Below are 21,104 nucleotides of genomic sequence, written 5' to 3' on the forward strand. Positions count from 1 at the left end.
CGCTTGTGGCCCCAGCAGGGGAGGGTCTGGGAGGGGACGGCGTCCCCTCCCAGTCCACTGCCGGAACACCACAGCACGCCTTCATCGTTCATCTCGTGGGTGGCCCGGCGACGGGCACGGCCACTCTCCCTGCATGGGCCGAGGCGTGCCATGCCGACAGCACCCCCACGGTTCCCGCGCCGAGCGTGCCGGGCGCCAGGTTCTCCACCGTCTTGCCGCGGGCCAGCGCGACCAGGGCGCGCACCGGGCCCTCGCAGTCGTAGCTCCAGGCGCCGGCGGGGGGCGACAGGTCGCGTGGCGCGCCGTCCAGCCGGTGCAGCGCCGCCCGGTCCTGGTCCAGCGACAGCTCCAGCGATCCGGCCTCTCCCGTCACGAGGAGCCGCAGCAGGGCGCGCTGTCCCTCCGGCCAGGCGGCGGCACCGGACAGGGTTGCCACCGCCCCGCCGGCGCAGCGCAGGGTCGCGGCACAGGCCAGGTCCACCGGCTCGCCCAGCATGGCCCCCGCCACCGCCTTCGGCTCCAGCCCGGTCAGCCAGAGCAGCAGCGCCACCGCATGCGACATCTGCCCCCAGGCGAAGCCGCCGCCGGCAGCGGGGTCCTGCCAGGTGCCGCGATCGGGGCGGAAGAAGGCCTCGCCCCAGCGCCGGAGCCCGACGGCACCGGCGAAGACCGGGCGGGTGGCGGAGACGAAGGAGCAGGCCGCATGCTCGATCCGCCCCACCGCGCCGCCCTGCAACAGCGCGCGGATCTCCGCCAGCCCGGGCCGCCAGTGGTAGCCGTTCGCCACCAGCAGGTGCCGCCCCAGCCGCTCCGCCCGCGCCACCAGGTCCCAGGCCCCGGCCGGGTCCAGCGTCATCGGCTTCTCCACCAGCACATGCGCCCCGGCTTCCAGCGCGGCGGCGGCATGGGCGTGGTGCAACGGGTGCGGCGAGGCGACGATCACCGCCTCCGGCCGGCGGGCCAGCACGGCCGCGACATCCTCCGAGGCGAAGGCGAAGCCGAACTCCCGCCGCACCCGCTCCAGCTCCGCCGCGCCCAGGCGGCAGACGCCGTCCAGCACCACGCCGGGGATCGAGGCGAGGGTGGGGATGTGGCTCGCCGCCGCGTACCAGCCGGCGCCGATCACCGCCACGCGGGTCATGCGCCCGGTCTCCCGCGATCGGGCCGCCAGCCCTCCAGGAGCCGCGCCATGGTGCCGCCCAGCACGGCCTCCATCGCCGCCGGCGGCAGGGCGGGGCCGTGCCGCCGGACGATCTCCAGCGCCTGCCGGTGGGTCATGTACCGGGTGCAGACGGGCCAGTCGGAGCCCCAGAGCAGGCGGTCCGGCCCGAAGGCCGCCGCCAGCGCGCGCGCCACCGCCTGGGCGCCGGGGAGCGGGAAGTCCCAGCCCTCCGCCACCGCATAGCCGAAGCCGCTGAGCTTGAGGAACAGGTTCGGCCGCCCCGTCGCCACGCGGGCGACGCGGGCCAGCGCCGCCTCGTCGCCGGCCGGCACCCGCCACAGGTGATGCACCAGGATCGGCAGGCGCGGCACCCGGGCGGCGGCCTCGGCCACCGCCTCCGCCTGGGCGGGGCCGGTGGCGAGGCTCAGCACCAGCCCTGTCCGCTCCAGCAGGGCGAGGCAGGCCAGCCCCTCCTCCGAGAGCAGCCAGCCGGCCGGCGCGTCCTCGTCCAGGTAGTGGGTCACGCCGCGCAGCCCGGGGAAGCGGTCCAGCAGCGCCGCCAGCCGGCCGGGCGCGCCGGGCGCGTGGTGGGTCTCGTGCCAGCGGCAGTCGAAATCGGCGAAGGGGACCAGCCGCCCGTCCGAGCGCGCCGCCTCCGCCGCGACATCCGCGGCATTGTCCGGATTGCCATCGATCCCCGCGCAGATCACCACGGCGCGGCCCACCCCGTTCCGCTCCATCTCCCACAGCAGGTTCGCCGCGCTGCCGCGGCCGGGATCGGGCACGGCGGGCCGGTAGGGCCAGCGCGTCCAGGCATGGCAATGCGCGTCGAGGATCACGCCGCCTCCTCCAGCCAGCGCCGGGCGGGATCGGGCGGCGGCACCGCATCGAGGAGCGCGCGGGTGTAGGGGTGGCGGGGGGTGCCGATCACCTGCTCCACCTCGCCCTCCTCCACCACCTCGCCCTGGCGCATCACCATCACCCGGTCGGCGAGCTGCCAGGCGGTGGTCAGGTCGTGGGTGACGTAGACGAGCGAGACCCCGTCCTCCTGCCGCAGCCGGTACAGGCTCTCCAGGATGGTCGCGCGCAGCGAGGCATCGACCATCGAGACGGGCTCGTCCGCCACGATCACGCGCGGCCGCAGCATGATCGCCCGCGCCACCATCAGCCGCTGCCGCTGCCCGCCCGAGAGCTGGTGCGGGAAGCGGCCCAGCGTCTCCGCCGGGCGCAGGCCGACGCGCTCCAGCGCTGCCTCCGCCAGGGCGCGGGCGGCGGCCTCGCTTCCGGCCAGCCCGAAGGCGCGGGCCGGAAGCAGCAGCATCCGGTCCACGCGATAGGCGGGGTTGTAGGCGCCGAAGGGGTCCTGGAACACCGCCTGCACCGAGCGCCGGTAGTCGCGGAAGCCGGCGGCGTCGAGCGTGGCGAGGTCGCGCCCGCGCCACGTCACCCGCCCGGCATCCGGCCGGCGCAACCCGAGCAGCAGACGCGTCAGCGTCGTCTTGCCGCTGCCGCTCTCCCCCACCACGGCCAGGATCTCCGGCCGGTCGGCGGGCAGGCGCAGGGAGACGCCGCGCAGCGCCTCCTTGCGCGGGCCGCGGAACAGCCCGCCGCCGAAGCCCACCCGCGCCTCCCGCACCTCAAGCGGCAAGGGGAACGGCCTCCCGCGCGAAATGGCAGCGGGCGAGATGGTCCGGGGCCAGCCAGGTCTCGCCCGGCGCCTCCGCCAGGCAGCGGGCCTCCGCGCGCGGGCAGCGCGGGTGGAAGGGGCAGCCCGGCGGCGGCGAGAGCAGCGAGGGCGCGACGCCCGCGATGCCGCGGAACACCCCGCGCGGGCCGAAGCCCGGCAGGCTCTCGATCAGGGCACGGGTATAGGGGTGGCGCGGGCGGGCGAAGATCTCGCGCACCGGCCCCAGCTCCACCAGCCGGCCCGCGTACATCACGCCGATGCGCTGGGCGAACTGCGCCATCAGCCCCATGTCGTGCCCGACCATCACCACCGCCGCGCCGATCTCCCGCTGCACCCGCAGCAGCGTGCGCAGCACCTGCTTCTGCACGATCACGTCCAGCGCGCTGGTCGGCTCGTCCGCCACGATCACCGCCGGGCGCAGCGCGATGGCCAGCGCGATGCAGACGCGCTGCTTCATCCCGCCGCTCAGCTCGTGCGGGTGGCGATGCATCACCGCCGGCTCCAGCCCCACGCTCTCCAGCAGCGCGGCGATCCGCTCCCGCCGCCCCCGCCGGGGCACGCCATGCGCGTCGAACAGGTCCTCGAACTGGGCGCCGCAGGTCAGCACCGGGTTCAGCGCGTTCATCGCCCCCTGCGGCACCAGGGCGATCCGTGCCCCGCGCAGCCGCCGCAACTCGGCGGGCGAGGCGGCGAGCAGGTCGCGCCCCTCCAGCCGCACCTCGCCGGCCAGGACGCGCCCGGGCGGGCGGATCAGCCGCATCAGCGCCAGCGCCGTGGTGGTCTTGCCGGAGCCGCTCTCCCCCACCAGCCCCAGCCGCTCGCCGGGCCGCAGCTCCAGCGAGACCCCGGCCACCGCGCGCGCCAGCCCGCGGGCGGTGGCGAAGCCCACCTCCAGCCCGCGCACCGAGAGGACGGGCGCCTCGCTCACGATTCCACCCGCAGCCGCGCATTGGCGAGCCGGTCCATCCCCGCCGAGGCGGCCAGCAGCGCCACGAAGATCAGCGCCAGCGCCACCACCGGCGGCACCCACCACCACCACAGCCCGCGCAGGATCGCCCCGGAATACTGCGCCCAGTAGAACATCATCCCGAGCGTCAGCTCGTTCTGCGGCCCCAGCCCCAGCGCCTCCAGCCCCACGGTGGCCAGCATCGCGCCGGAGACGGCGGTGACGAAGCTGGCGGCGAGGTAGGGCGCGAGGTTGGGCAGCAGCTCCGTCGCCACGATGCGCAGCGGCCCGGCGCCGTTCAGCCGCGCCACGTCCACCCAGGGGCGCTCGCGCAGGGACAGCACCTGCGCCCGCACCGCGCGCGCCGGCAGCATCCAGGCGAGGCCCGCGACGATCACCGCCATCAGCCAGACGGTCATGGAGCGCACGTTGACGGCGACCAGCACCAGCACGGCGATGGCGGGGATGGTCATCACCACGTCGGCCAGGGTGCGGATCACCGCGTCGGTCACGCCGCGGAACCAGCCGGCGAGCAGCCCCAGCACCCCGCCGATCCCCAGCCCCAGCAGCCCCGCCAGCAGCCCGATCTTCAGCGTCTGCGGCAGCGCCCGCAGCAGCGCGGCGAGCACGTCGCGCCCCTGGGTGTCCGTGCCCAGCCAATGCTCCGCGCCCGGCGGCCGGCGCGGGCGGGTGGCGCCGATCTCCGCCAGCGCCGGATCGACCACCAGCGGCGCCGCCACCGAGGCGAGGGCCAGCAGCGCGAGCAGGCCAAGCCCGAAGACCAGCAGCCGCTCGCGCCAGGCCCGCGCCAGCAGCCGGCGCAGCGGCGAAGGGCGTGGCACCGCCAGCGGTGTGGCGGCGCTCACCCGGCCCTCCCCGTGGCCACGCGCGGGTCCACCAGCGGATAGAGCAGCTCCAGCAGCAGCATCGCGAGCGCGATGGAGACGGAGAGCAGCAGCACGATGCCCTGCACCACGAAGACGTCCTTCTGGTGGATCGCCTGGTAGAGCCGGTAGCCGATGCCGGGATAGGCGAAGATCACCTCGACCAGGATCGCGCCGGAGACGAGCTGCCCCAGCTTGAGCGCGAGCTGGGTCAGCTGCGGCAGCATCGCGTTGCGCAGCCCGTAGGCCAGGAAGATGCGGCGCGGCGGCAGGCCCTTGGCCTCCGCCAGGGTGATGTGGTCCTCGCCCAGCACGCCCACCAGCAGCCCGCGCATGGCCACCGCCCAAAGCCCCAGCGAGGCCAGCACGATCGACAGCCCCGGCAACGCCGCGTGCCACAGCAGCAGGCCCAGGCTGCGCAGGTCGGGGCGCGGCACCTCGCCGAAGGGGAAGCCGCCCGCCACCGGGAACAGCCCCCAGGCCAGCCCCAGCACCGCCAGCAGCACCACGCCGAGGATGAAGTAGGGCACGGCGGAGAGCACCAGCAGCGGCAGCCCCAGCGCCTTCACCCAGCCGGGCACCCCGGGCCAGGCCATGGCGCCGCCCAGCAGGGTGCCGAGCGCGAAGGCGATCAGCGTCGCCGTCCCCAGCAGCCCGATCGTCCAGGGCAGGGAGTCCCGGATCACCTCCCAGACCGGCTGCGGGTAGTTGACCACCGACACGCCGAGGTCGAAGCGCAGCGCGCCGCCGACCCAGGCGAGGTACTGGTGCCACAGCGGCTGGTCGAGCCCGAAGCGCGCGCGCATCGCCCCGGCGATCTCGCGCATGTCGCCCACCTGCCCGCCGCCGGCGGAAAGCTGCGCGAGCTGCGCCTCCACCGCATCGCCCGGCATGGCGCGGGGGATGGCGAAGTTGATGGTGACGGCGAGCAGCACGACCAGCAGCGCCATGCCCAGCCGTTGCAGGATGTAGCGGCCCATGGGTCAGTTCCCGTTCCGCCGCCGCCCGGGTGGGAACGCCGTTCCCTCCCGGACCCTCCCTTGGCCGGGGGGATCGTATCCCCCCGGGCCCCGCCGGGAGTTGGCCCTCGCGGAAGCCGTCAGGCGAGGGTGGAACCCAGGGAAAGCGTGGACAGGCGGGGCACCAGACGATCCCTCAAGGCCGCTTTGGCTGCCGCCGCCGTCGCCGGGGAGCCATGCTCCCCGGCGCGACCACGCCCCGTGAATGCGGGTCCAGGGGCTCTGCTCCTGGCGGATGAGGGGTAGCGGGGAGAAGGCAGCGCCTTCTCCCCGGGGGACAGCGCCACGCCTCACGAACGCGGCCGCAGCCGGTGCACCACCAGGGCGAAGCCGTCCCAGGCGGCGAAGGGGGCGACGTAGGGGTCGGCGGCGCTGGGCCAGCCGGTCCAGTAGGTCGTGTTGAAGGTGACGGGGTACATCTCCTCCGTCAGCACCACCTGGGGCATGTCGCGCAGGACGATGCGCGTCGCGTCGCGGACCAGCGCCTGGTACTCCGCATCCTGCGGCAGCGGCGCGCGGGCCTCCATGCGGTCCAGCAGCGCGTCCAGCTCGGGGTTGGCGTAGCGCGTCATGGCGCGCAGGTTCGGGATGCGCGCCCCCGGCGCGGCGGCGTACTTGGAGTGGAAGTGCTCCAGCGTCTGCCACGGATCGTAGAGGCTGCCGCAATGGTCGAAGAGCACGGCGGTGAAGCCGCCGCCGTTGATCGCGTCGAAATAGGGCGCGTCCTGCATCGGGCGGAACACCGTGTCGATGCCGAAGGACTGGAGCTGGCGCGCGACCACCGGCGCGATGGGCGCGCCCTGGCGGGCCATGATCGTCACCTGCCAGGGCTGGCCGTCCGGCTGGCGCCAGCGGTTGTCCGGGCCGCGCCGGAAGCCTGCCTCGGTCAGCAGCCGCTCGGCGCGCGGTCGGTCGGGCGAGGCGGTGGCCTCGCGGATCATCGCCTCCATGGGGCGGACATGCGCCTGCACGCCGCCGAAGGAGGAGAAGGGCGCGAGCGCCGCGGGGGAGGCGCCTTCCCAGGCCAGCTCCACGATCTGGTCGCGGTCGATCAGCGCGGCGATCGCCTGGCGCACCGGTGCCTTGTCGAAGGGCGCCGCCTGGTTGTTGAAGGCGAGGCGGTTGAGGCAGGCGGCGCTGACGCCCCAGACCGGCCCCTTCGTCGCCCAGGTGACGAGGCGTGGGTTGCGGGCGCGGGCGGCCTCGAACTCGCCCGCCTGCAGGGCGCGGCCCATGTCGATCTCGCCCGCGGCGAAGAGCTGCGGCAGCGCCTCGACGGTGGCGGGGCGGTAGACGATGCGCTCCGGCGCCGGCAGGGCGGGGACCAGCCCGGCCTCCACCGCCCACCAGCGCTCCAGCCGGTCGAAGACGATGCCGTTGGCGTCGCTGCGCACCACGCGATAGGGGCCGGTGCCGACGGGCCAGCCCTGGGCGATGTCGAGGAAGCCGAAGCTCGCCGCATCCTTCCCGGCCCAGATGTGCTTCGGCAGCACGACGAAGCGCGTGGTCTGGCCGGTGGCCAGCGTGTCCTGCGCCCAGCGCGGATTGGGACGGGTCAGGCGGATGCGGACGGTGCGCGCATCGGTGGCGGTGGCGCTCTCCACCCAGTCGCGCATCGGGCCGGACATCACCATGCCGGGCGCGTTGGCCTTCAGCGTGTCGATGGTGAAGACCACGTCCTCGGCGGTCATCGGCTGCCCGTCGGCCCAGCGCACGCCGGGGCGCAGCGTGACCGTCACCTCGCGGAAGTCGGCGCTGGTCTCCAGCTTCTCCGCCTGCCAGGGGATGATCTCGTTGGTGATGTGGTTGGTGTAGGCGAGGGATTCGTTGACCGTGTAGTGCAGCACGTTGCGCGCGTGCAGCAGCACGCCGTTGTACGGGCTGAGGTTCGTGGGCGAGGGCACCTGGTTGTAGAGGTCCCAGCCCTGGGTGATCAGCGTGCGGTTGCGCGGCACCGGGCGGAGGTCCTGGGCCATGGCGGGGGCCACGGCGGGCCCGGCGAGGCCGAGCGCGAGGCCGAGGGACAGGACCAGCCGCCGGCCGGGCAGCGGCGCGCGGCCCTTGCCCGACCTCCGCGATGTGCCGCGGGGCGATTCCAGGGGCATGCCGGTCCTGGCCATGGCCGTCCTCCTCCCGCCGTCGCTTTCCGGATCGGCGATTTAGCGCTAACACGCTAGGGCGGCGACGAAGCCGCTGTCAAACCCGTTCCGGTCAGCCGGACTCCCGCACCATCAGCTCGAAGCCGAGATCCACCCGGCGGGGTTCCACCGTCTCGCCTTGCAGGCGGCGCAGCAGCATCCGCCCGGCCTCGAAGCCCATCTCGTAGCGCGGGATGCGCACCGTGGTCAGCGCGGGGGAGACCAGGGCGGCGAGGTCGCTGTCGCCCACGCCCACGATGGCCAGCCGCTCCGGCACCGCCACCCCGGCGCGGCGCGCGCCCAGCAGCAGGCCGATGGCGATCTGGTCGCCGGCGCAGAACACCGCCTCGGCCGGCGCGGCCCCGCGCAGCAGCGGCTCCAGCAGCGCCGCCGCCTCCTTCAGGGCGGAGGGGCGCGCGGTCTGCAGCCGCAGCGGCTCGGGCAGGCCGAGGCGCTGCGCCTCCGCCACGAAGCCGGCGACGCGGTCGGCGGCCCGGGTGTCCGAGGCGGCGGCATGCCCCACCACCGCCAGGCGCCGCCGCCCCCGCCCGGCCAGGTGCCGCGCCACCGCCATGCCGATCTCGCGGTTCCGCACGCCCACGGCCATGTCCACCGGCGCCTCGGGCAGTTCCCAGAGCTGGACGGTGGGGATGGCGGCCGCGCGCAGCAGCACGGCCGCCTCCGGGTCCAGCACGCCGCCAGCGATGGCCAGCCCGTCCACCCGCCGGCCGAGGAAGGCGCGCACCACCGCCCGCTCGCGGTCGCGGTCGTAGCCGGTGGTGCCCACCAGCACCTCGTGCCGGGCGGCGTGCAGCGCGTCGGAGAGCCCCTCGACCGAGCCGGCATGCACGGCATTGGCCAGGGTGGGGACGATGATCGCCACGATGCGGCTGCGGTTGGAGGCCAGCGAGCCGGCGACGAGGTTGGGCACGTAGCCGGCCTGGGCGACCGCGGCGCGGACGCTGGCGCGCACCGGCTCGCTCACCCGTTCGGGGTCGCGCAGGACGCGGGAGACGGTCTGGGCGGAGACGCCGGCGAGGCGGGCCACGTCCTCGATGCGCACGCGGCCCGTGCCGCGCGACCGGCGCGGCCGGGGTGGCCTCAGGGATGGATCCGGAGCGGGATCGGGGGATGGGTCGGGGGGGCCGGCCATCGGGGGAGGGTGCCGCCGGGGCCGGGGGCTGGCAAGGAAGCCGGCCGGCCTATCCGGCCCGGCTTCGCCCTTTACGGCCGCGGCCATGCCGGTCATGTTAGCGCTAATTCAAGGGGAGGCGCGCTGTGCCAGGCTGCGAGGACGTCCAGGGCGGGGACGGGGGACGGGCCGGGACGGACCGCCCGTGCTGACCATCGCGCGGGTCGAGGCCTTCGCCATCCGCAGCGACCTCGTCGGCGGACCCGGCACCACGGCGCCGCGCCGCCCGGCCTGGACGGCGGCGGCGGAGGTCGCCGGCCCGATGTCCCGCCACCCCCGCTTCAAGCGGCTGCGCGCCGCCTGGCGGCCCTCCTGGCCCGGGGTGGGCTGCCTGGTCACGGCCAGCGACGGCAGCTGGGGCTTCGGCGTCAGCCGCTACGGCGCGCCGGTGATCGAGACGGTCAACGGCCATCTCGGCCCGCTCCTGGTCGGGGAGCCGGCGCTGGCCACGGAGCGGCTGTGGGACATGATGGGCCGCGCCGCCTCGCCCTATGGCCCGGCCGGGCTCGGCACCTATGCGATCAGCGCCATCGACCTCGCCCTGTGGGACCTGAAGGGCAAGGTGCTGGGCCAGCCGGTCTGGAGCCTGATCGGCGGCCCGTCGCGCCCGCGCATCCCCTGCTACGCCACCGGCAACGACACCGACTGGCACATGGAGCTGGGCTTCCGCGCCACCAAGCTGGCCTGCCCGCACGGCCCGGCCGACGGCCTGGAGGGGCTGGAGGCGAACGAGGCGCTGGTGGCCCGCACGCGGGAGCTGGTCGGGCCGCGGGTGGAGCTGATGCTCGACTGCTGGATGGCCTTCGACCTGGACTACGCCGTGCGGCTGGCCGGGCGGCTGCGCCCCTACGGGCTGCGCTGGATCGAGGACTGCCTGCTGCCCGACGACCTCGACGGCCAGGCCGCGCTGCGCCGCCGCCTGCCCTGGATGGGCCTCGCCACGGGCGAGCACTGGTACACCCCCGCCCCCTTCGCCCAGGCGGCGGCGGGGCGCTGGGTAGACGTGTTCCAGCCGGATATCGGCTGGGCCGGGGGGATGACGGGGCTGCTGCGCATCGCGGCCATCGCCGATGCCGCGGGCATTCCGGTGATCCCGCATGCGGGGATGAACACGCCCTACGGGCAGCATTTCGGCCTTGCCGTGCCGGGCTCGCCGATGGGCGAGTTCTTCCTCGGCACGCCGCCCGGGGTGCCGCTGGCCGAGACGCGGCTCTTCCCCGGCATGGCGGTGCCGCGGGACGGCTGGCTGGAGCCGAGCGACGCGCCCGGCTTCGGGCTGGGCGCCACGCCGGACGACATCGCCGCGATGCGCCCCTGACGGCGCGGGACGGGGGAAGGGGAGGGAAGAACGACATGCAGGCCACCCATCGACGCGGCATCCTCGCCGCCGCTGCTGCCGGGGTCCTGGGCGGCCTGGCGCCGCCGGCCGCGCGGCCCGCCGGGGCCCAGGGCGCCGGCTGGCCCACCGGCCCCGTGCGCATCGTCGTGCCGGCGCCGCCCGGCGCCTTCAACGACGCGCTGGCGCGGCTGGTGGCGGACCAGCTCACCCCCGCGCTCGGCCAGCCCTGCGTGGTGGAGAACCGCGCCGGCGCCGGCGGCTCGCTCGGCACGCGGGAGGTGGCGCAGGCGCGGCCGGACGGGCAGACGCTGGGCATCGCCAACACCGCGACCCTGGCGATCAACCCGGCACTCTACCCCAATGCCGGCTACGACCCGCTGAAGGACCTCGCGCCGCTGGCCGTCTGCGCGCGCATCATGACGGTGCTGGTGGTCTCGCCGAAGCTGGGCGTGAACTCCGTGCAGGAGCTGCTGGCCCTGGCGAAGGCGCGGCCGGGCCGGCTCGACTATGCCAGCGCCGGCAGCGGCGGCAGCACGCACCTCGCCTTCGAGCTGCTGAAGCTGCGCGCCGGGGTGGACATCACCCATGTCCCCTATCGCGGCGCCGCGCCGGTGGTGACCGCCCTGCTGGCCGGCGACATCCCCATCGCCTTCGAGGGCGTGCCGAACCTGCTGCCGCACCTGCAATCCGGCGCGCTGAAGGCCCTGGCCGTCACCGGCTCCGCCCGCGACCCGGCGCTGCCGGAGGTGCCGACGCTGCAGGAGGCGGGCGTGCCGGGCTATGAGATGTACGTCTGGTTCGGCTTCGTCGCCCCCGCCGGTGTCGCCGCCCCGGTGCGCGAGCGCCTGTCGCGCGAGATCCTGCGCATCGTCACCGCGCCCGACACGGCCGAGCGCATCCGCCGCCAGGGCGTCGAGGTCTGGGCCCGCGGGCCGGACGAGTTCGCCGCCCTGATCCGCAGCGAGCAGGCCAAGTTCGCCGAGGTGGTGCGGGTCGCCGGCATCCGCGTGGAGTAGCGGCGCGCCGGCCGGCGGGGGCGGCCCCCATCGCGGGGCGACCTGTGCCGCCGGCTGGCGCGCCGGAAGCGGAGGGTGGCCTTCGCGCCGCGCCCGGCCGATCCTGCCGCGCATGGACACCCCCGTCATCCCCCGCGGCACGCGCGCCGCCGCCACCCGCCAGCGCATCCTGGACGCCGCCCTGGCCGAATTCGCCGAGAAGGGCCTGGCCGGGGCGCGGGTGGACGAGATCGCCGCCCGGGCCGGCGCCAACAAGCGGATGCTCTACGCCTATTTCGGCTCCAAGGAGGAGCTGTGGCTGACGGTGCTGGAGCGCGCCTATGCCGCCAAGCGGGAGGAGGAGCGCGCCCTGGAGGTGGCCGACCTGCCGCCGGCGGAGGCCATGGCGCGGCTGGTGCGCTTCAACCTGCGCTACACGGCGCGGCACCCGGAATTCGTCGCCCTGCTGAACCAGGAAAACGTCCACCGCGCCGCCTATCTCGGCCGGTCGGAGGCGGTGCAGGCGCTCTACTCGCCGCTGCTGGAATCCGTGCGCCAGGTGCTGGCGCGCGGGGCGGAGGCAGGGGTGTTCCGGCGCGATGCCGACCCCTTGCAGACCTACGTGACCCTGGTGGCGCTGGGGCATTTCTTCGTCGCCAACCGCTTCACCCTCTCCACCATCTTCCGCACCGACCTCTCGGCCGAGGCGGCGCTGGCGGCGCGGGAGGCGCACTGCGTGGAGGTGGTGCTGGGCTATCTTCGCCCTTGACCCGGCGCTCCCCCGCCGCTTAGGTAACCACCAAGTTACCTAAGAAACGGGGAGAGCGTTCATGGCGCAGCGCCGCATCGGCCTGATCATGCACGGCGTGACGGGCCGGATGGGGATGAACCAGCATCTCATCCGCTCCATCGCGGCGATCCGGAAGGATGGCGGGGTGGCGCTGGCCAATGGCGACCGGCTGATGCCCGACCCGATCCTGGTCGGCCGCGACCGCGAGAGGCTGGAGGCGCTGGCCCGGGCGCACGGGGTGGAGCGGGTCGGCACCGACCTGGACGCGGCGCTGGCCAACCCGGACGACGAGATCTTCTTCGACGCCGGCACCACGCAGATGCGCGCGGGGCTGATCCGCCGCGCCATTGCCGCGGGCAAGCACGTCTATACGGAGAAGCCGACCGCCGACAATCTGGAGGACGCGCTGGACGTGGCGCGGCTGGCCAAGCAGGCGGGCATCAAGAACGGCGCGGTGCAGGACAAGCTGTTCCTGCCCGGGCTGCTGAAGCTGAAGATGGCGATCGACAGCGGCTTCTTCGGCCGCATCCTCTCCGTGCGCGGCGAGTTCGGCTACTGGGTCTTCGAGGGCGACCTGCAGCCGACCCAGCGGCCGAGCTGGAACTACAAGAAGGCGGAGGGCGGCGGCATCATCCTCGATATGCTCTGCCACTGGCGCTACGTGCTGGACAACCTGTTCGGCGAGACCAAGGCCGTCTCCTGCCTCGGCGCCACCCACATCCCCGAGCGGCGCGACGAGCGCGGCCGGCCCTATCGCGCCGATGCGGACGACGCGGCCTATGCCACCTTCGAGCTGGAGGGCGGCATCGTCGCGCAGATCAACTCCTCCTGGACGACGCGGGTGCGGCGCGACGACCTCGTGACCTTCCACGTCGACGGCACGCACGGCTCCGCCGTGGCGGGGCTGATGCAGTGCCGCACGCAGGCGCGGGTGAACACGCCCAAGCCCGTCTGGAGCCCGGACACGCCGCAGACCATCGACTTCTTCGCCGGATGGGAGGAGATTCCCGACACCCAGCCCTATCCCAACGGCTTCCGGGCGCAGTGGGAGCTGTTCCTGCGCCACGTCGCGGGCGACCTGCCGGAGTTCCAGTGGAACCTGCTGGCGGCGGCGAAGGGCGTGCAGCTCGCCGAGGCGGGGCTGCGATCCTGGGCCGAGCGGCGCTGGATCGACCTGCCGACGCTGGAGGTCTGAGCGCCATGCCGGTGCTGAACCTGCCCACGGCGGAAGGCGGCCTCGCGCCCTTCGCCACCTCCGCCCCGCGCGACTTCCCCGTGGCGCGGCCGCCCTTTCCGCGCGTGGCGCTCGCGGCTGCGCATGTCGTCGCCGATCCGCTCGCCGAGCACGACCCCTGGCTGGACGTGGCGGTGGACTGGGACCGCACCATCGCCTTCCGCAGGTACCTCTGGTCGCTGGGCCTGGGCGTGGCGGAGGCGATGGACACCGCCCAGCGCGGCATGGGCCTCGACTGGGCGGGGGCGCAGCAGCTCATCCGCCGCTCGCTCGATGCCATGCGCGACGTGCCGGGCGCGGTGATGGCCTCCGGCGCCGGCACGGACCACCTCGCCCCCGGGCCCGACGTCACCGTGGACGCGGTGATCCGCGCCTATGAGGAGCAGTGCGCCGCCGTGGAGGGCATGGGCGGGCGCATCATCCTGATGGCCTCGCGCGCCCTGGCGAAGGCCGCGCGCGGGCCGGAGGATTATGTCCGCGTCTACGACCGCGTGCTGTCGCAGGTGCGGGAGCCGGTCATCATCCACTGGCTGGGCGAGATGTTCGACCCGGCGCTGGAAGGCTACTGGGGCCATCCTGACCACATGGCGGCGATGGAGGTCGCGCTCGACGTCATCGCCGCCCATGCGGACAAGGTGGACGGGGTGAAGATCTCCCTGCTCGACAAGGGCAAGGAGATCGCCATGCGCCAGCGGCTTCCCGCCGGCGTGCGCATGTACACGGGCGACGACTTCCACTACGCCGAGCTGATCGCGGGCGATGCCCAGGGCCATTCCGACGCGCTGCTGGGCATCTTCGACCCGATCGCCCCGGCGGTGGGCGGGGCGCTGGCCGCGCTGTCGCGCAACGACCTCTCGACCTTCCACGACATCCTGGCCCCGACCGTGCCGCTGTCGCGCCATATCTTCAGATCGCCCACCCGCTTCTACAAGACGGGCGTCGTGTTCATGGCCTGGCTGAACGGGCACCAGGATCATTTCGTCATGGTCGGCGGGCAGCAATCGGCACGCTCGATCCGGCACTTCGCCGAGCTGTTCCGCCTCGCCGACCAGGCCGGGCTGCTGCGCGACCCGGAGCTGGCGGCCAGCCGCATGCGCCAGCTCCTCGCCGTACACGGCGTGTCGTGAGGGGCGTGGCATGAGGACCGATCCCGGGCCGCTCTCGCTCAACACCGTCACGGTGAAGGAGCGCTGGGGGCTGGCCGAATGCATCGAGGGCTGCGCCCGCCACGGCATTCCCGGCATCTCGCCCTGGCGCGACGTGTTGCAGGCCATGGGGGTCGAGCAGGCGGCGCGCCGCATCCGCGACGCCGGGCTGCGCGTCACCGGCCTGTGCCGCGGCGGCCTGTTCACCGCCGCCGATGCCGCCGGCCGCGCCGCCGCGATCGAGGACAACCGCCGCGCCATCGCGGAGGCGCATGCGATCGGCACGCGCTGCCTCGTCATGGTCTGCGGCGGGCTGCCGCCGGGCTCGAAGGACCTCCCCGGCGCGCGGGCGATGGTGGCCGACGGGCTGGCCGCGATCCTGCCGGAGGCGCGCGCGGCCGGCGTGACCCTGGCGCTGGAGCCGCTGCACCCGATGACCTGTGCCGACCGCTCCGTGCTCTCCACGCTCGGCCAGGCGCTGGACCTCTGCGACGCGCTGGGCGAGGGCACGGGGGTCGCGGTGGATGTCTACCACGTCTGGTGGGACCCCGACCTGGCACGGCAGATGGCGCGCGCCGCCGGGCGCATCGCCGGCTTCCACACCTGCGACTGGCTGGTGCCGACGACGGACACGGTGTTCGACCGCGGCCTGCCCGGCGATGGCGTCATCGACATCCCCGCCATCCGCGCCATGGCCGAGGCCGCCGGCTGGCCCGGCGGCGCGGAGGTGGAGATCCTGTCGCGCCGCTGGTGGGCGCAAGACCCGGACGAGGTGCTGCCGCTGCTGAAGGAACGCCATGCCGCTGTCTGCTGACCCCTGCGGTTCCGGAGGAGACACGAGAATGACGACGCGACGCCGCCTGTTCGCCACCGGCCTGCTGGCCATGCCGCTGCTCGCCACCCGGGCGACGGCCCAGGGGGGATGGGCGCCCGCCCATCCGATCCGCTTCGTGGTTCCCTTTCCCGCCGGCGGCGCCACGGATGTGGTGGCGCGGGTGATGGCGGAGCGCATGCAGGCGAAGCTGGGCCAGCCCGTGGTGGTGGAGAACCGCACCGGCTCGGGCGGCAACATCGGCATGGAGGCCGTGGTGCGCGCCGCCCCCGACGGGCACACGCTGCTGATGGGCACGATGGGCACGCTGACCATCAACCAGCACCTCTACACCAATATGGGCTTCGACCCGGTGCGCGACCTCGCGCCGGTCTCCATGGCCTTCGGCACGGACCACCTGCTGATCGTGAACCCCTCCGTGCCGGCGCGCACGGCGCAGGAATTCGTCGCGCTGCTGAAGGAGAATCCGGGGAAAGTCAGCTACGGCTCCGCCGGCTCCGGCTCCTCGACCCACATGGTGGCGGAGCTGTTCCGCCTCGCCGCCGGGGTGCAGCCGCTGCACGTGCCCTATCGCGGCAGCGCGCCGGCGCTGAACGACACCGTCGCGGGCAACGTGCAGTTCATGCTGGACCAGCTCCCCTCGGCCATCGGCATGGTGCAGGGCGGCAAGGTGCGGGCGCTGGCGGTGACGGGCGCGAAGCGCTCCGTCCTGCTGCCCGAGGTGCCGACCATGGCGGAGATCGGCCTGCCCGGCGCGGAGGCCACCTCCTGGGGTGCCGTCATGGCCCCTGCCGGCACGCCGCCCGCCGCCGTGGAGCGCCTCAGCCTGGTGGCGCGCGAGGTGCTGGCCGAGGGCAACGTGCAGGAGCGGCTGGCCGCGGCGGGTGCCGACGCGGTCTCCTCCACCCCCGCCGAGCTCTCCGCCGTGCTGGCGCGCGACGTGGCGAAGTGGGGCAAGGTGGTGCGCGAGGCGCGGATCACCGTGAACTGACGCCGTGGCAGCGGACGTTGCCGGGGCTTTTCTTGACAGGTGGGAAGGCCGCTTCCTAGCCTCGGCGCAACGAACCGGTGGCGTCCGGCGCCAGGCGAGACGCCGCGCCTCCGGCCCGGACAGCGGGCCGGCGGACGACAGGGGAAACGACACCATGCTCGACCATGAGGGGTGCGGCGATGGCCGGCGTCGGCACGCCTAGCCTCGCCGGCTGGGCGCCGGCCGGCGCGGCCCGCCCGGCCCGGCGCCGGTGGCTGCACGATTATGCGGGCTACCTGTTCCTGCTGCCCTGGCTGGTCGGCTTCCTCGGGCTGACCCTGGGGCCGGCGCTGGTCTCGCTCTACCTCAGCTTCACCTCCTACGACCTGCTGACGGAGCCGCGCTGGATCGGGGCGGCGAACTATGTCCGCATCGCCACGGCGGATGCGAAGTTCAGCGCCTCGCTCGGCGTCACCTTCACCTATGTCGCCCTGACCGTGCCGCTGAAGCTTGCCTTCGCGCTGGCGGTCGCCATGGTGCTGAACAAGGGCATCCGCGGGCTGACCGTCTATCGCGCCATCTTCTACCTGCCCTCGCTGCTCGGCGGGTCGGTGGCGATCGCCGTGCTGTGGCGCGAGATCTTCTCGCGCAACGGGCTGCTGAACCAGATCCTCGCCCTCGTCGGCATCCACGGCCCGGCCTGGATCGCCGATCCCGACACGGCGCTCTACACGCTGGTGGTGCTGGGCATCTGGCAGTTCGGCAGCCCGATGATCATCTTCCTCGCCGGGCTGCGGCAGATCCCGCAGGACCTGTACGAGGCGGCAAGCCTCGACGGTGCCTCCCGCGCGCGGCAGTTCTGGCGCATCACCCTGCCGCTGCTGACCCCGGTGGTGTTCTTCAACGCCGTCGTGCAGGTGATCGACGCCTTCAAGGCCTTCACCCCCGCCTACATCATCTCCGATGGCACGGGCGGGCCGGTGAACGCCACGCTGTTCTACACGCTCTACCTGTACCAGGAGGCCTTCGGCTTCTTCCGCATGGGCTACGCCTCGGCGCTCGCCTGGATCCTGGTGCTGATCGTGGCGGGCTTCACTGCCCTCTCCTTCCTCTCCGCGCGCTTCTGGGTGCACTACGATGAGTGACGCCGCCCCCCATGGCGCGGTCGATGCCGAGGCGGCGATCGGCCATGCGCCCTCGCCGCTGCGCGCCGTGCTGCGCCACCTGGCGCTGGGCGCGGCCGCCTTCGTGATGCTCTACCCGCTGCTGTGGATGTTCGCCTCCTCCTTCAAGCAGCCGGATCAGATCTTCGGCAGCATCTCCGTCATCCCGCCCGGGCTCGACCCGTCTGCCTATATCCGCGGCTGGAACGGGCTGCGCGTCTCCTTCGGGGTGTTCTTCTGGAACTCCGCCGTCATCGCCGTGCTGTCGGTGATCGGCAACGTCGTCTCCTGCTCGCTGGCCGCCTTCGCCTTCGCGCGGCTGCGCTTCCCCGGACGGAACATCCTCTTCGCGCTGATGCTGGGGACGCTGATGATCCCCCACCATGTCACGCTGATCCCGCAATACCTGCTGTTCCTGAACCTGGACTGGGTGGACACCATCCTGCCCCTGGTGGTGCCGAAGTTCCTCGCCGCCGACGCCTTCTTCATCTTCCTGATGGTGCAGTTCTTCCGCGGCATCCCGAAGGAGCTGGACGAGGCGGCGATGATGGACGGCTGCTCGCCCTGGCGGATCTACTGGAAGGTGATGCTGCCGCTCTCCCTGCCGGTGCTGGCGACGGCGGCGATCTTCTCCTTCATCTGGACCTGGGACGACTTCTTCGGCCCGCTGATCTACCTGAACGACATGGCCTCCTACACCGTGCAGATCGGCCTGCGCGCCTTCGTGGACGGCGGCGGCGAGAGCGACTGGGCGGGGCTCTTCGCCATGTCCGTGCTGGGGCTGATCCCCGTCTTCCTGTTCTTCCTGTTCTTCCAGCGGCTGCTCATCGAGGGCATCGCGACCACGGGGATGAAGCGATGAGCGCGCTGAGCCTGGAGAACGTCACCAAGCGCTTCGGCGACTTGGCGGTGATCCGGGGCGTGGACCTGCACGTCGCGGACGGGGAGTTCGTGGTCTTCGTCGGCCCCTCCGGCTGCGGCAAGTCCACCCTGCTGCGCATGATCGCGGGGCTGGAGCCGATCACCGGCGGCCGGCTGCGGATCGACGGGCAGGTGATGAACGACGTGCCTGCCGCGGCGCGCGGCATCGCCATGGTCTTCCAGTCCTACGCCCTGTACCCGCACATGAACGTCTACAAGAACATGGCCTTCGCGCTGGAGACGGCGGGAATGCCCAAGGCGGAGATCGAGACCCGCGTCCGCCGCGCCGCCGGCATCCTCCAGCTCGACCACCTGCTCCAGCGCAAGCCGAAGCAGCTCTCGGGCGGGCAGCGCCAGCGCGTGGCGATCGGCCGCGCCATCGTGCGCGAGCCGGGGATCTTCCTGTTCGACGAGCCGCTGTCCAACCTGGACGCGGAGCTGCGCGTGCAGATGCGGGTGGAGATCGCCAAGCTGCACCGCGACCTCGGCTCCACCATGATCTACGTCACCCACGACCAGGTCGAGGCGATGACGCTGGCCGACAAGATCGTCGTCCTGCGCGCCGGCCAGGTGGAGCAGATCGGCACGCAGCTGGAGCTGTACAATCGCCCCGCCAACCAGTTCGTCGCGGGCTTCATCGGCAGCCCCAAGATGAACTTCCTCCGCGCCACCGCCGGCCAGGGCGGGCTGGAGCTGGGCGGCCGCGCCCTGCCGCTGCCCGCCCCGGCCGGGGAAGTGACCCTCGGCGTCCGCCCGGAACACATCAGCACCGACCCACTCGGCCTGCGCCTGGGCGAGGCGCGCGTGCAACTGGTCGAACAGCTCGGCGCCGCCTCCTTCGTCTACGGCACCATGCCCGACGGCCAGCCGATCACCGTCCAGCTCGAAGGCCAGCGCCACATCGGCATCGGCGACAGCCTGCCGCTGCACTGCGATCCCGCGCTGTGCCACGTCTTCCTGCCGGATGGGGGAAACGCGGCGCGCCCGTGACATCTCGGGGCGTTGCGCCCGTTCCCCGGGGAAGGCTCTGCCTTCCCCGATACCCCATCCGCCGGGGGCGAGCCGGCCCCCGGACCCCGGCGGAGTTTGGCTCTGCGTGGTTGAAGATCAGCCAGCGGGCTGAACCCGAAGGGCGAGCGGTCAGGCGGGGCCCTGAAAAAACAGGAAGCTGTCAGCAAGCGAGGCGGCGTATCCCGCCGAAGGCCATGGGCCTCCGGCGCCTTGACCCCGTGTCAGGCTGTCCCGCGGCAGCCCCCAGGGGGTCCAGGGGCTCTGCTCCTGGCGGATGGGGGGTATCGGGGGGCAAGGCGGAGCCTTCCCCCCGGGGAACACGAATCTACCCGCCGAGCTGCGCGGCCACCGGCACCGCACGTCCCGTCTTCACGCTTTCCACCGCGGCGACCCCGCAGAGCACCGACAGCGCCCCCGCCCGCGCGCCGGCGCGCTGGTGCAGCGGGTCGGGCAGGGTGGGGTCCAGCAGCATGGCCTGGAGGCGCCGGTCGCCGCCGAAATGGCCGCCATGCTCGCGGGGGATGCGCAGGCGCTGGGCCTCGCCGAAGTTCGGCATCACCAGGATCTCGTCGAACTCGGGGATGGGGAAGGGCTGGGTCTCGCGGTGGCGGATCTCGATGCGGCCTCTGCGGCCGTTGAAGGCCAGGTGGTGGCCCTCGATCGGCATGCAGGCGTTGAGGGAGTAGCTGACCTGCACGCCGTTGGCGTAGCTGAGCGAGGCGCTCATCGTGTCGTAGATGTCGATGTCCTCGCGGAAGACGCAGGCGTCGCGGACATAGCCGTCCTCGCGCGACGGGTCCTCGTACAGCATCTCCAGCCAGGGATCGGCTGAGATGTCGAGGAAGAAGTCGCATTCCCCGGCATGCGGGCAGGTGCGGCAGCGCTCGCCGCGGAAGGGGCCGTTCGGGCCGTAGTGGCGCAGCGCGCCGCGCGCGAAGACCTCCACCGGCTCGGCGGCGATGTACCAGTTCAGCAGGTCGAAATGGTGCGTCGCCTTGTGGACGAAGAGGCTGCCGGAATTCGCCTCGTAGGCGTGCCAGCGGCGGAAGTAGTCGGCGCCGTGCTTCGTGTTCAGGTACCAGTGGAAGTCCACCGACACCACCTCCCCGATCACGCCGGAGAGCAGCAGCTCCTTGATCTTCGCGGCGAAGGGCGCGTAACGGTAGTTGAAGGCGACGTTCACCCGTCGGCCCGTCCGCGCCTCCGCCTCCAGGATGCTGCGCGCCTTGGCGGCGGTGGTGCACATCGGCTTCTCGGTGATGACGTCCGCTCCCGCCTCCAGCGCGCGCACGATCAGCTCGTCATGCGTGTCGTCGCGGGTGCAGACCATGACGGTGCCCGGCCGGACCTCGCGCAGCATCGCGTCGAAATCGGTGAAGACAGGCGCGTTGGTGCCGATCGCGCGCTGCGAGCGGTGCGCCCGCAGCTCGTTCAGGTCGCACAGCCCGACCAGGTCGAGCTGGTCGCCGAAGCGGCCCAGCAACTCCTTCCCCCACATCCCCGTGCCGCGGTGCCCGGTGCCGACCAGGGCCATCCGGTTCCGCGGGCTGACCTCCTGAAGCATTCCCACCCCTCTTGCCCACCCTTCTTGGCCCATCCCTCCTGGCCCACCCTGTCCGGGCGTGGCGGAGGCCCATCGCGCTCTTCCAAATCCGGGCGCCATCGGGCAGCATAGA

General features: G+C 73.3%; 19 protein-coding genes. 10 read left to right on the forward strand and 9 right to left on the reverse strand.

Translation table 11 applies throughout. From position 1 onward, the window contains the following. Positions 1–88: 88 nt before the first annotated feature. From LPC08_RS22970 to LPC08_RS23005, 8 genes are all read right to left on the reverse strand, one after another. Positions 89–1,141, reverse strand: a complete 1,053-nt coding sequence (locus LPC08_RS22970; protein WP_230450542.1) for a Gfo/Idh/MocA family protein — start codon at positions 1,139–1,141, stop codon at positions 89–91. Then, positions 1,138–2,001, reverse strand: a complete 864-nt coding sequence (locus LPC08_RS22975; RefSeq protein ID WP_230450543.1) for an amidohydrolase family protein — start codon at positions 1,999–2,001, stop codon at positions 1,138–1,140. The genes LPC08_RS22970 and LPC08_RS22975 overlap by 4 nt, the downstream gene beginning before the upstream one ends. Next, positions 1,998–2,810 (reverse strand): ATP-binding cassette domain-containing protein, encoded by an 813-nt coding sequence (locus LPC08_RS22980; RefSeq protein ID WP_230450544.1) that lies wholly within the window; start codon positions 2,808–2,810, stop codon positions 1,998–2,000. Before LPC08_RS22980 ends, LPC08_RS22975 begins: the two co-directional genes overlap by 4 nt. Beyond that, the gene (locus LPC08_RS22985) at positions 2,800–3,777 is read right to left on the reverse strand and encodes an ABC transporter ATP-binding protein (protein ID WP_230450545.1); all 978 of its coding nucleotides are present in this window, start codon (positions 3,775–3,777) and stop codon (positions 2,800–2,802) included. Before LPC08_RS22985 ends, LPC08_RS22980 begins: the two co-directional genes overlap by 11 nt. Then, positions 3,774–4,661 carry an ABC transporter permease gene (locus LPC08_RS22990; RefSeq protein ID WP_230450546.1) on the reverse strand — a complete coding sequence of 296 codons (888 nt, stop codon included), beginning with the start codon at positions 4,659–4,661 and terminating at the stop codon, positions 3,774–3,776. Before LPC08_RS22990 ends, LPC08_RS22985 begins: the two co-directional genes overlap by 4 nt. Further along, positions 4,658–5,659 carry an ABC transporter permease gene (locus LPC08_RS22995; protein ID WP_230450547.1) on the reverse strand — a complete coding sequence of 334 codons (1,002 nt, stop codon included), beginning with the start codon at positions 5,657–5,659 and terminating at the stop codon, positions 4,658–4,660. Before LPC08_RS22995 ends, LPC08_RS22990 begins: the two co-directional genes overlap by 4 nt. Before the next feature lie 329 nt (positions 5,660–5,988). Next, a complete protein-coding gene (locus LPC08_RS23000) occupies positions 5,989–7,818 on the reverse strand; it encodes an ABC transporter substrate-binding protein (protein ID WP_230450548.1) in 1,830 nt (609 codons plus the stop codon). A 91-nt stretch (positions 7,819–7,909) separates the two neighbouring features. Further along, on the reverse strand, positions 7,910–8,899 hold the full coding sequence (locus LPC08_RS23005) for a LacI family DNA-binding transcriptional regulator (protein ID WP_230450549.1): 990 nt from the start codon (positions 8,897–8,899) through the stop codon (positions 7,910–7,912). 274 nt (positions 8,900–9,173) lie between these two features. Between LPC08_RS23005 and LPC08_RS23010 the strand changes: the two genes are divergently transcribed. The 10 genes from LPC08_RS23010 (at position 9,174) to LPC08_RS23055 (ending at position 19,407) form a co-directional block, all read left to right on the forward strand. Further along, positions 9,174–10,346: an enolase C-terminal domain-like protein gene (locus tag LPC08_RS23010; protein ID WP_230450550.1), complete on the forward strand. Its 1,173-nt coding sequence runs from the start codon at positions 9,174–9,176 to the stop codon at positions 10,344–10,346. A gap of 35 nt (positions 10,347–10,381) precedes the next feature. After that, positions 10,382–11,383 (forward strand): Bug family tripartite tricarboxylate transporter substrate binding protein, encoded by a 1,002-nt coding sequence (locus tag LPC08_RS23015; RefSeq protein ID WP_230450551.1) that lies wholly within the window; start codon positions 10,382–10,384, stop codon positions 11,381–11,383. A gap of 112 nt (positions 11,384–11,495) precedes the next feature. Then, complete coding sequence (locus LPC08_RS23020) at positions 11,496–12,131, forward strand: TetR/AcrR family transcriptional regulator (RefSeq protein WP_230450552.1); 636 nt, start codon at positions 11,496–11,498, stop codon at positions 12,129–12,131. Positions 12,132–12,192: 61 nt separating this feature from the next. Beyond that, a complete protein-coding gene (locus tag LPC08_RS23025; protein WP_230450553.1) occupies positions 12,193–13,347 on the forward strand; it encodes a Gfo/Idh/MocA family protein in 1,155 nt (384 codons plus the stop codon). A gap of 5 nt (positions 13,348–13,352) precedes the next feature. Beyond that, positions 13,353–14,513 carry a dihydrodipicolinate synthase family protein gene (locus LPC08_RS23030; protein ID WP_230450554.1) on the forward strand — a complete coding sequence of 387 codons (1,161 nt, stop codon included), beginning with the start codon at positions 13,353–13,355 and terminating at the stop codon, positions 14,511–14,513. Positions 14,514–14,523: 10 nt separating this feature from the next. Further along, entirely contained in the window at positions 14,524–15,345 is an 822-nt protein-coding gene (locus tag LPC08_RS23035) for a sugar phosphate isomerase/epimerase family protein (protein WP_230450555.1), read from the forward strand. A gap of 28 nt (positions 15,346–15,373) precedes the next feature. Next, positions 15,374–16,354: a Bug family tripartite tricarboxylate transporter substrate binding protein gene (locus LPC08_RS23040; protein WP_230450556.1), complete on the forward strand. Its 981-nt coding sequence runs from the start codon at positions 15,374–15,376 to the stop codon at positions 16,352–16,354. Positions 16,355–16,533: 179 nt separating this feature from the next. Then, positions 16,534–17,478, forward strand: coding sequence for a carbohydrate ABC transporter permease (locus tag LPC08_RS23045; protein ID WP_230450557.1), 945 nt, complete (start codon positions 16,534–16,536; stop codon positions 17,476–17,478). Continuing rightward, positions 17,471–18,358 carry a carbohydrate ABC transporter permease gene (locus LPC08_RS23050; protein WP_230450558.1) on the forward strand — a complete coding sequence of 296 codons (888 nt, stop codon included), beginning with the start codon at positions 17,471–17,473 and terminating at the stop codon, positions 18,356–18,358. The genes LPC08_RS23045 and LPC08_RS23050 overlap by 8 nt, the downstream gene beginning before the upstream one ends. Beyond that, entirely contained in the window at positions 18,355–19,407 is a 1,053-nt protein-coding gene (locus LPC08_RS23055; RefSeq protein ID WP_230450559.1) for an ABC transporter ATP-binding protein, read from the forward strand. The genes LPC08_RS23050 and LPC08_RS23055 overlap by 4 nt, the downstream gene beginning before the upstream one ends. A 346-nt stretch (positions 19,408–19,753) precedes the next feature. On the opposite strand, the gene LPC08_RS23060 is transcribed toward LPC08_RS23055, so the two are convergent. Beyond that, positions 19,754–20,992 carry a Gfo/Idh/MocA family protein gene (locus tag LPC08_RS23060; protein WP_230450560.1) on the reverse strand — a complete coding sequence of 413 codons (1,239 nt, stop codon included), beginning with the start codon at positions 20,990–20,992 and terminating at the stop codon, positions 19,754–19,756. Positions 20,993–21,104 lie beyond the last annotated feature (112 nt).

The organism is Roseomonas sp. OT10, assembly GCF_020991085.1.
In the GTDB taxonomy this organism is placed as follows: Bacteria; Pseudomonadota; Alphaproteobacteria; order Acetobacterales; family Acetobacteraceae; genus Roseomonas; species Roseomonas cutis.

Bases quoted from the DNA above. Each gene is read 5' to 3' on its own strand.
- LPC08_RS22970 (WP_230450542.1), bottom strand. From the start codon at position 1,141: ATGACCCGCGTGGCGGTGATCGGCGCCGGCTGGTACGCGGCGGCGAGC.
- LPC08_RS22995 (WP_230450547.1), bottom strand. From the start codon at position 5,659: ATGGGCCGCTACATCCTGCAACGGCTGGGCATGGCGCTGCTGGTCGTG.
- LPC08_RS23000 (WP_230450548.1), bottom strand. From the start codon at position 7,818: ATGGCCAGGACCGGCATGCCCCTGGAATCGCCCCGCGGCACATCGCGG.
- LPC08_RS23015 (WP_230450551.1), top strand. From the start codon at position 10,382: ATGCAGGCCACCCATCGACGCGGCATCCTCGCCGCCGCTGCTGCCGGG.
- LPC08_RS23020 (WP_230450552.1), top strand. From the start codon at position 11,496: ATGGACACCCCCGTCATCCCCCGCGGCACGCGCGCCGCCGCCACCCGC.
- LPC08_RS23025 (WP_230450553.1), top strand. From the start codon at position 12,193: ATGGCGCAGCGCCGCATCGGCCTGATCATGCACGGCGTGACGGGCCGG.
- LPC08_RS23030 (WP_230450554.1), top strand. From the start codon at position 13,353: ATGCCGGTGCTGAACCTGCCCACGGCGGAAGGCGGCCTCGCGCCCTTC.
- LPC08_RS23035 (WP_230450555.1), top strand. From the start codon at position 14,524: ATGAGGACCGATCCCGGGCCGCTCTCGCTCAACACCGTCACGGTGAAG.
- LPC08_RS23040 (WP_230450556.1), top strand. From the start codon at position 15,374: ATGACGACGCGACGCCGCCTGTTCGCCACCGGCCTGCTGGCCATGCCG.
- LPC08_RS23045 (WP_230450557.1), top strand. From the start codon at position 16,534: ATGGCCGGCGTCGGCACGCCTAGCCTCGCCGGCTGGGCGCCGGCCGGC.
- LPC08_RS23050 (WP_230450558.1), top strand. From the start codon at position 17,471: ATGAGTGACGCCGCCCCCCATGGCGCGGTCGATGCCGAGGCGGCGATC.
- LPC08_RS23055 (WP_230450559.1), top strand. From the start codon at position 18,355: ATGAGCGCGCTGAGCCTGGAGAACGTCACCAAGCGCTTCGGCGACTTG.
- LPC08_RS23060 (WP_230450560.1), bottom strand. From the start codon at position 20,992: ATGCTTCAGGAGGTCAGCCCGCGGAACCGGATGGCCCTGGTCGGCACC.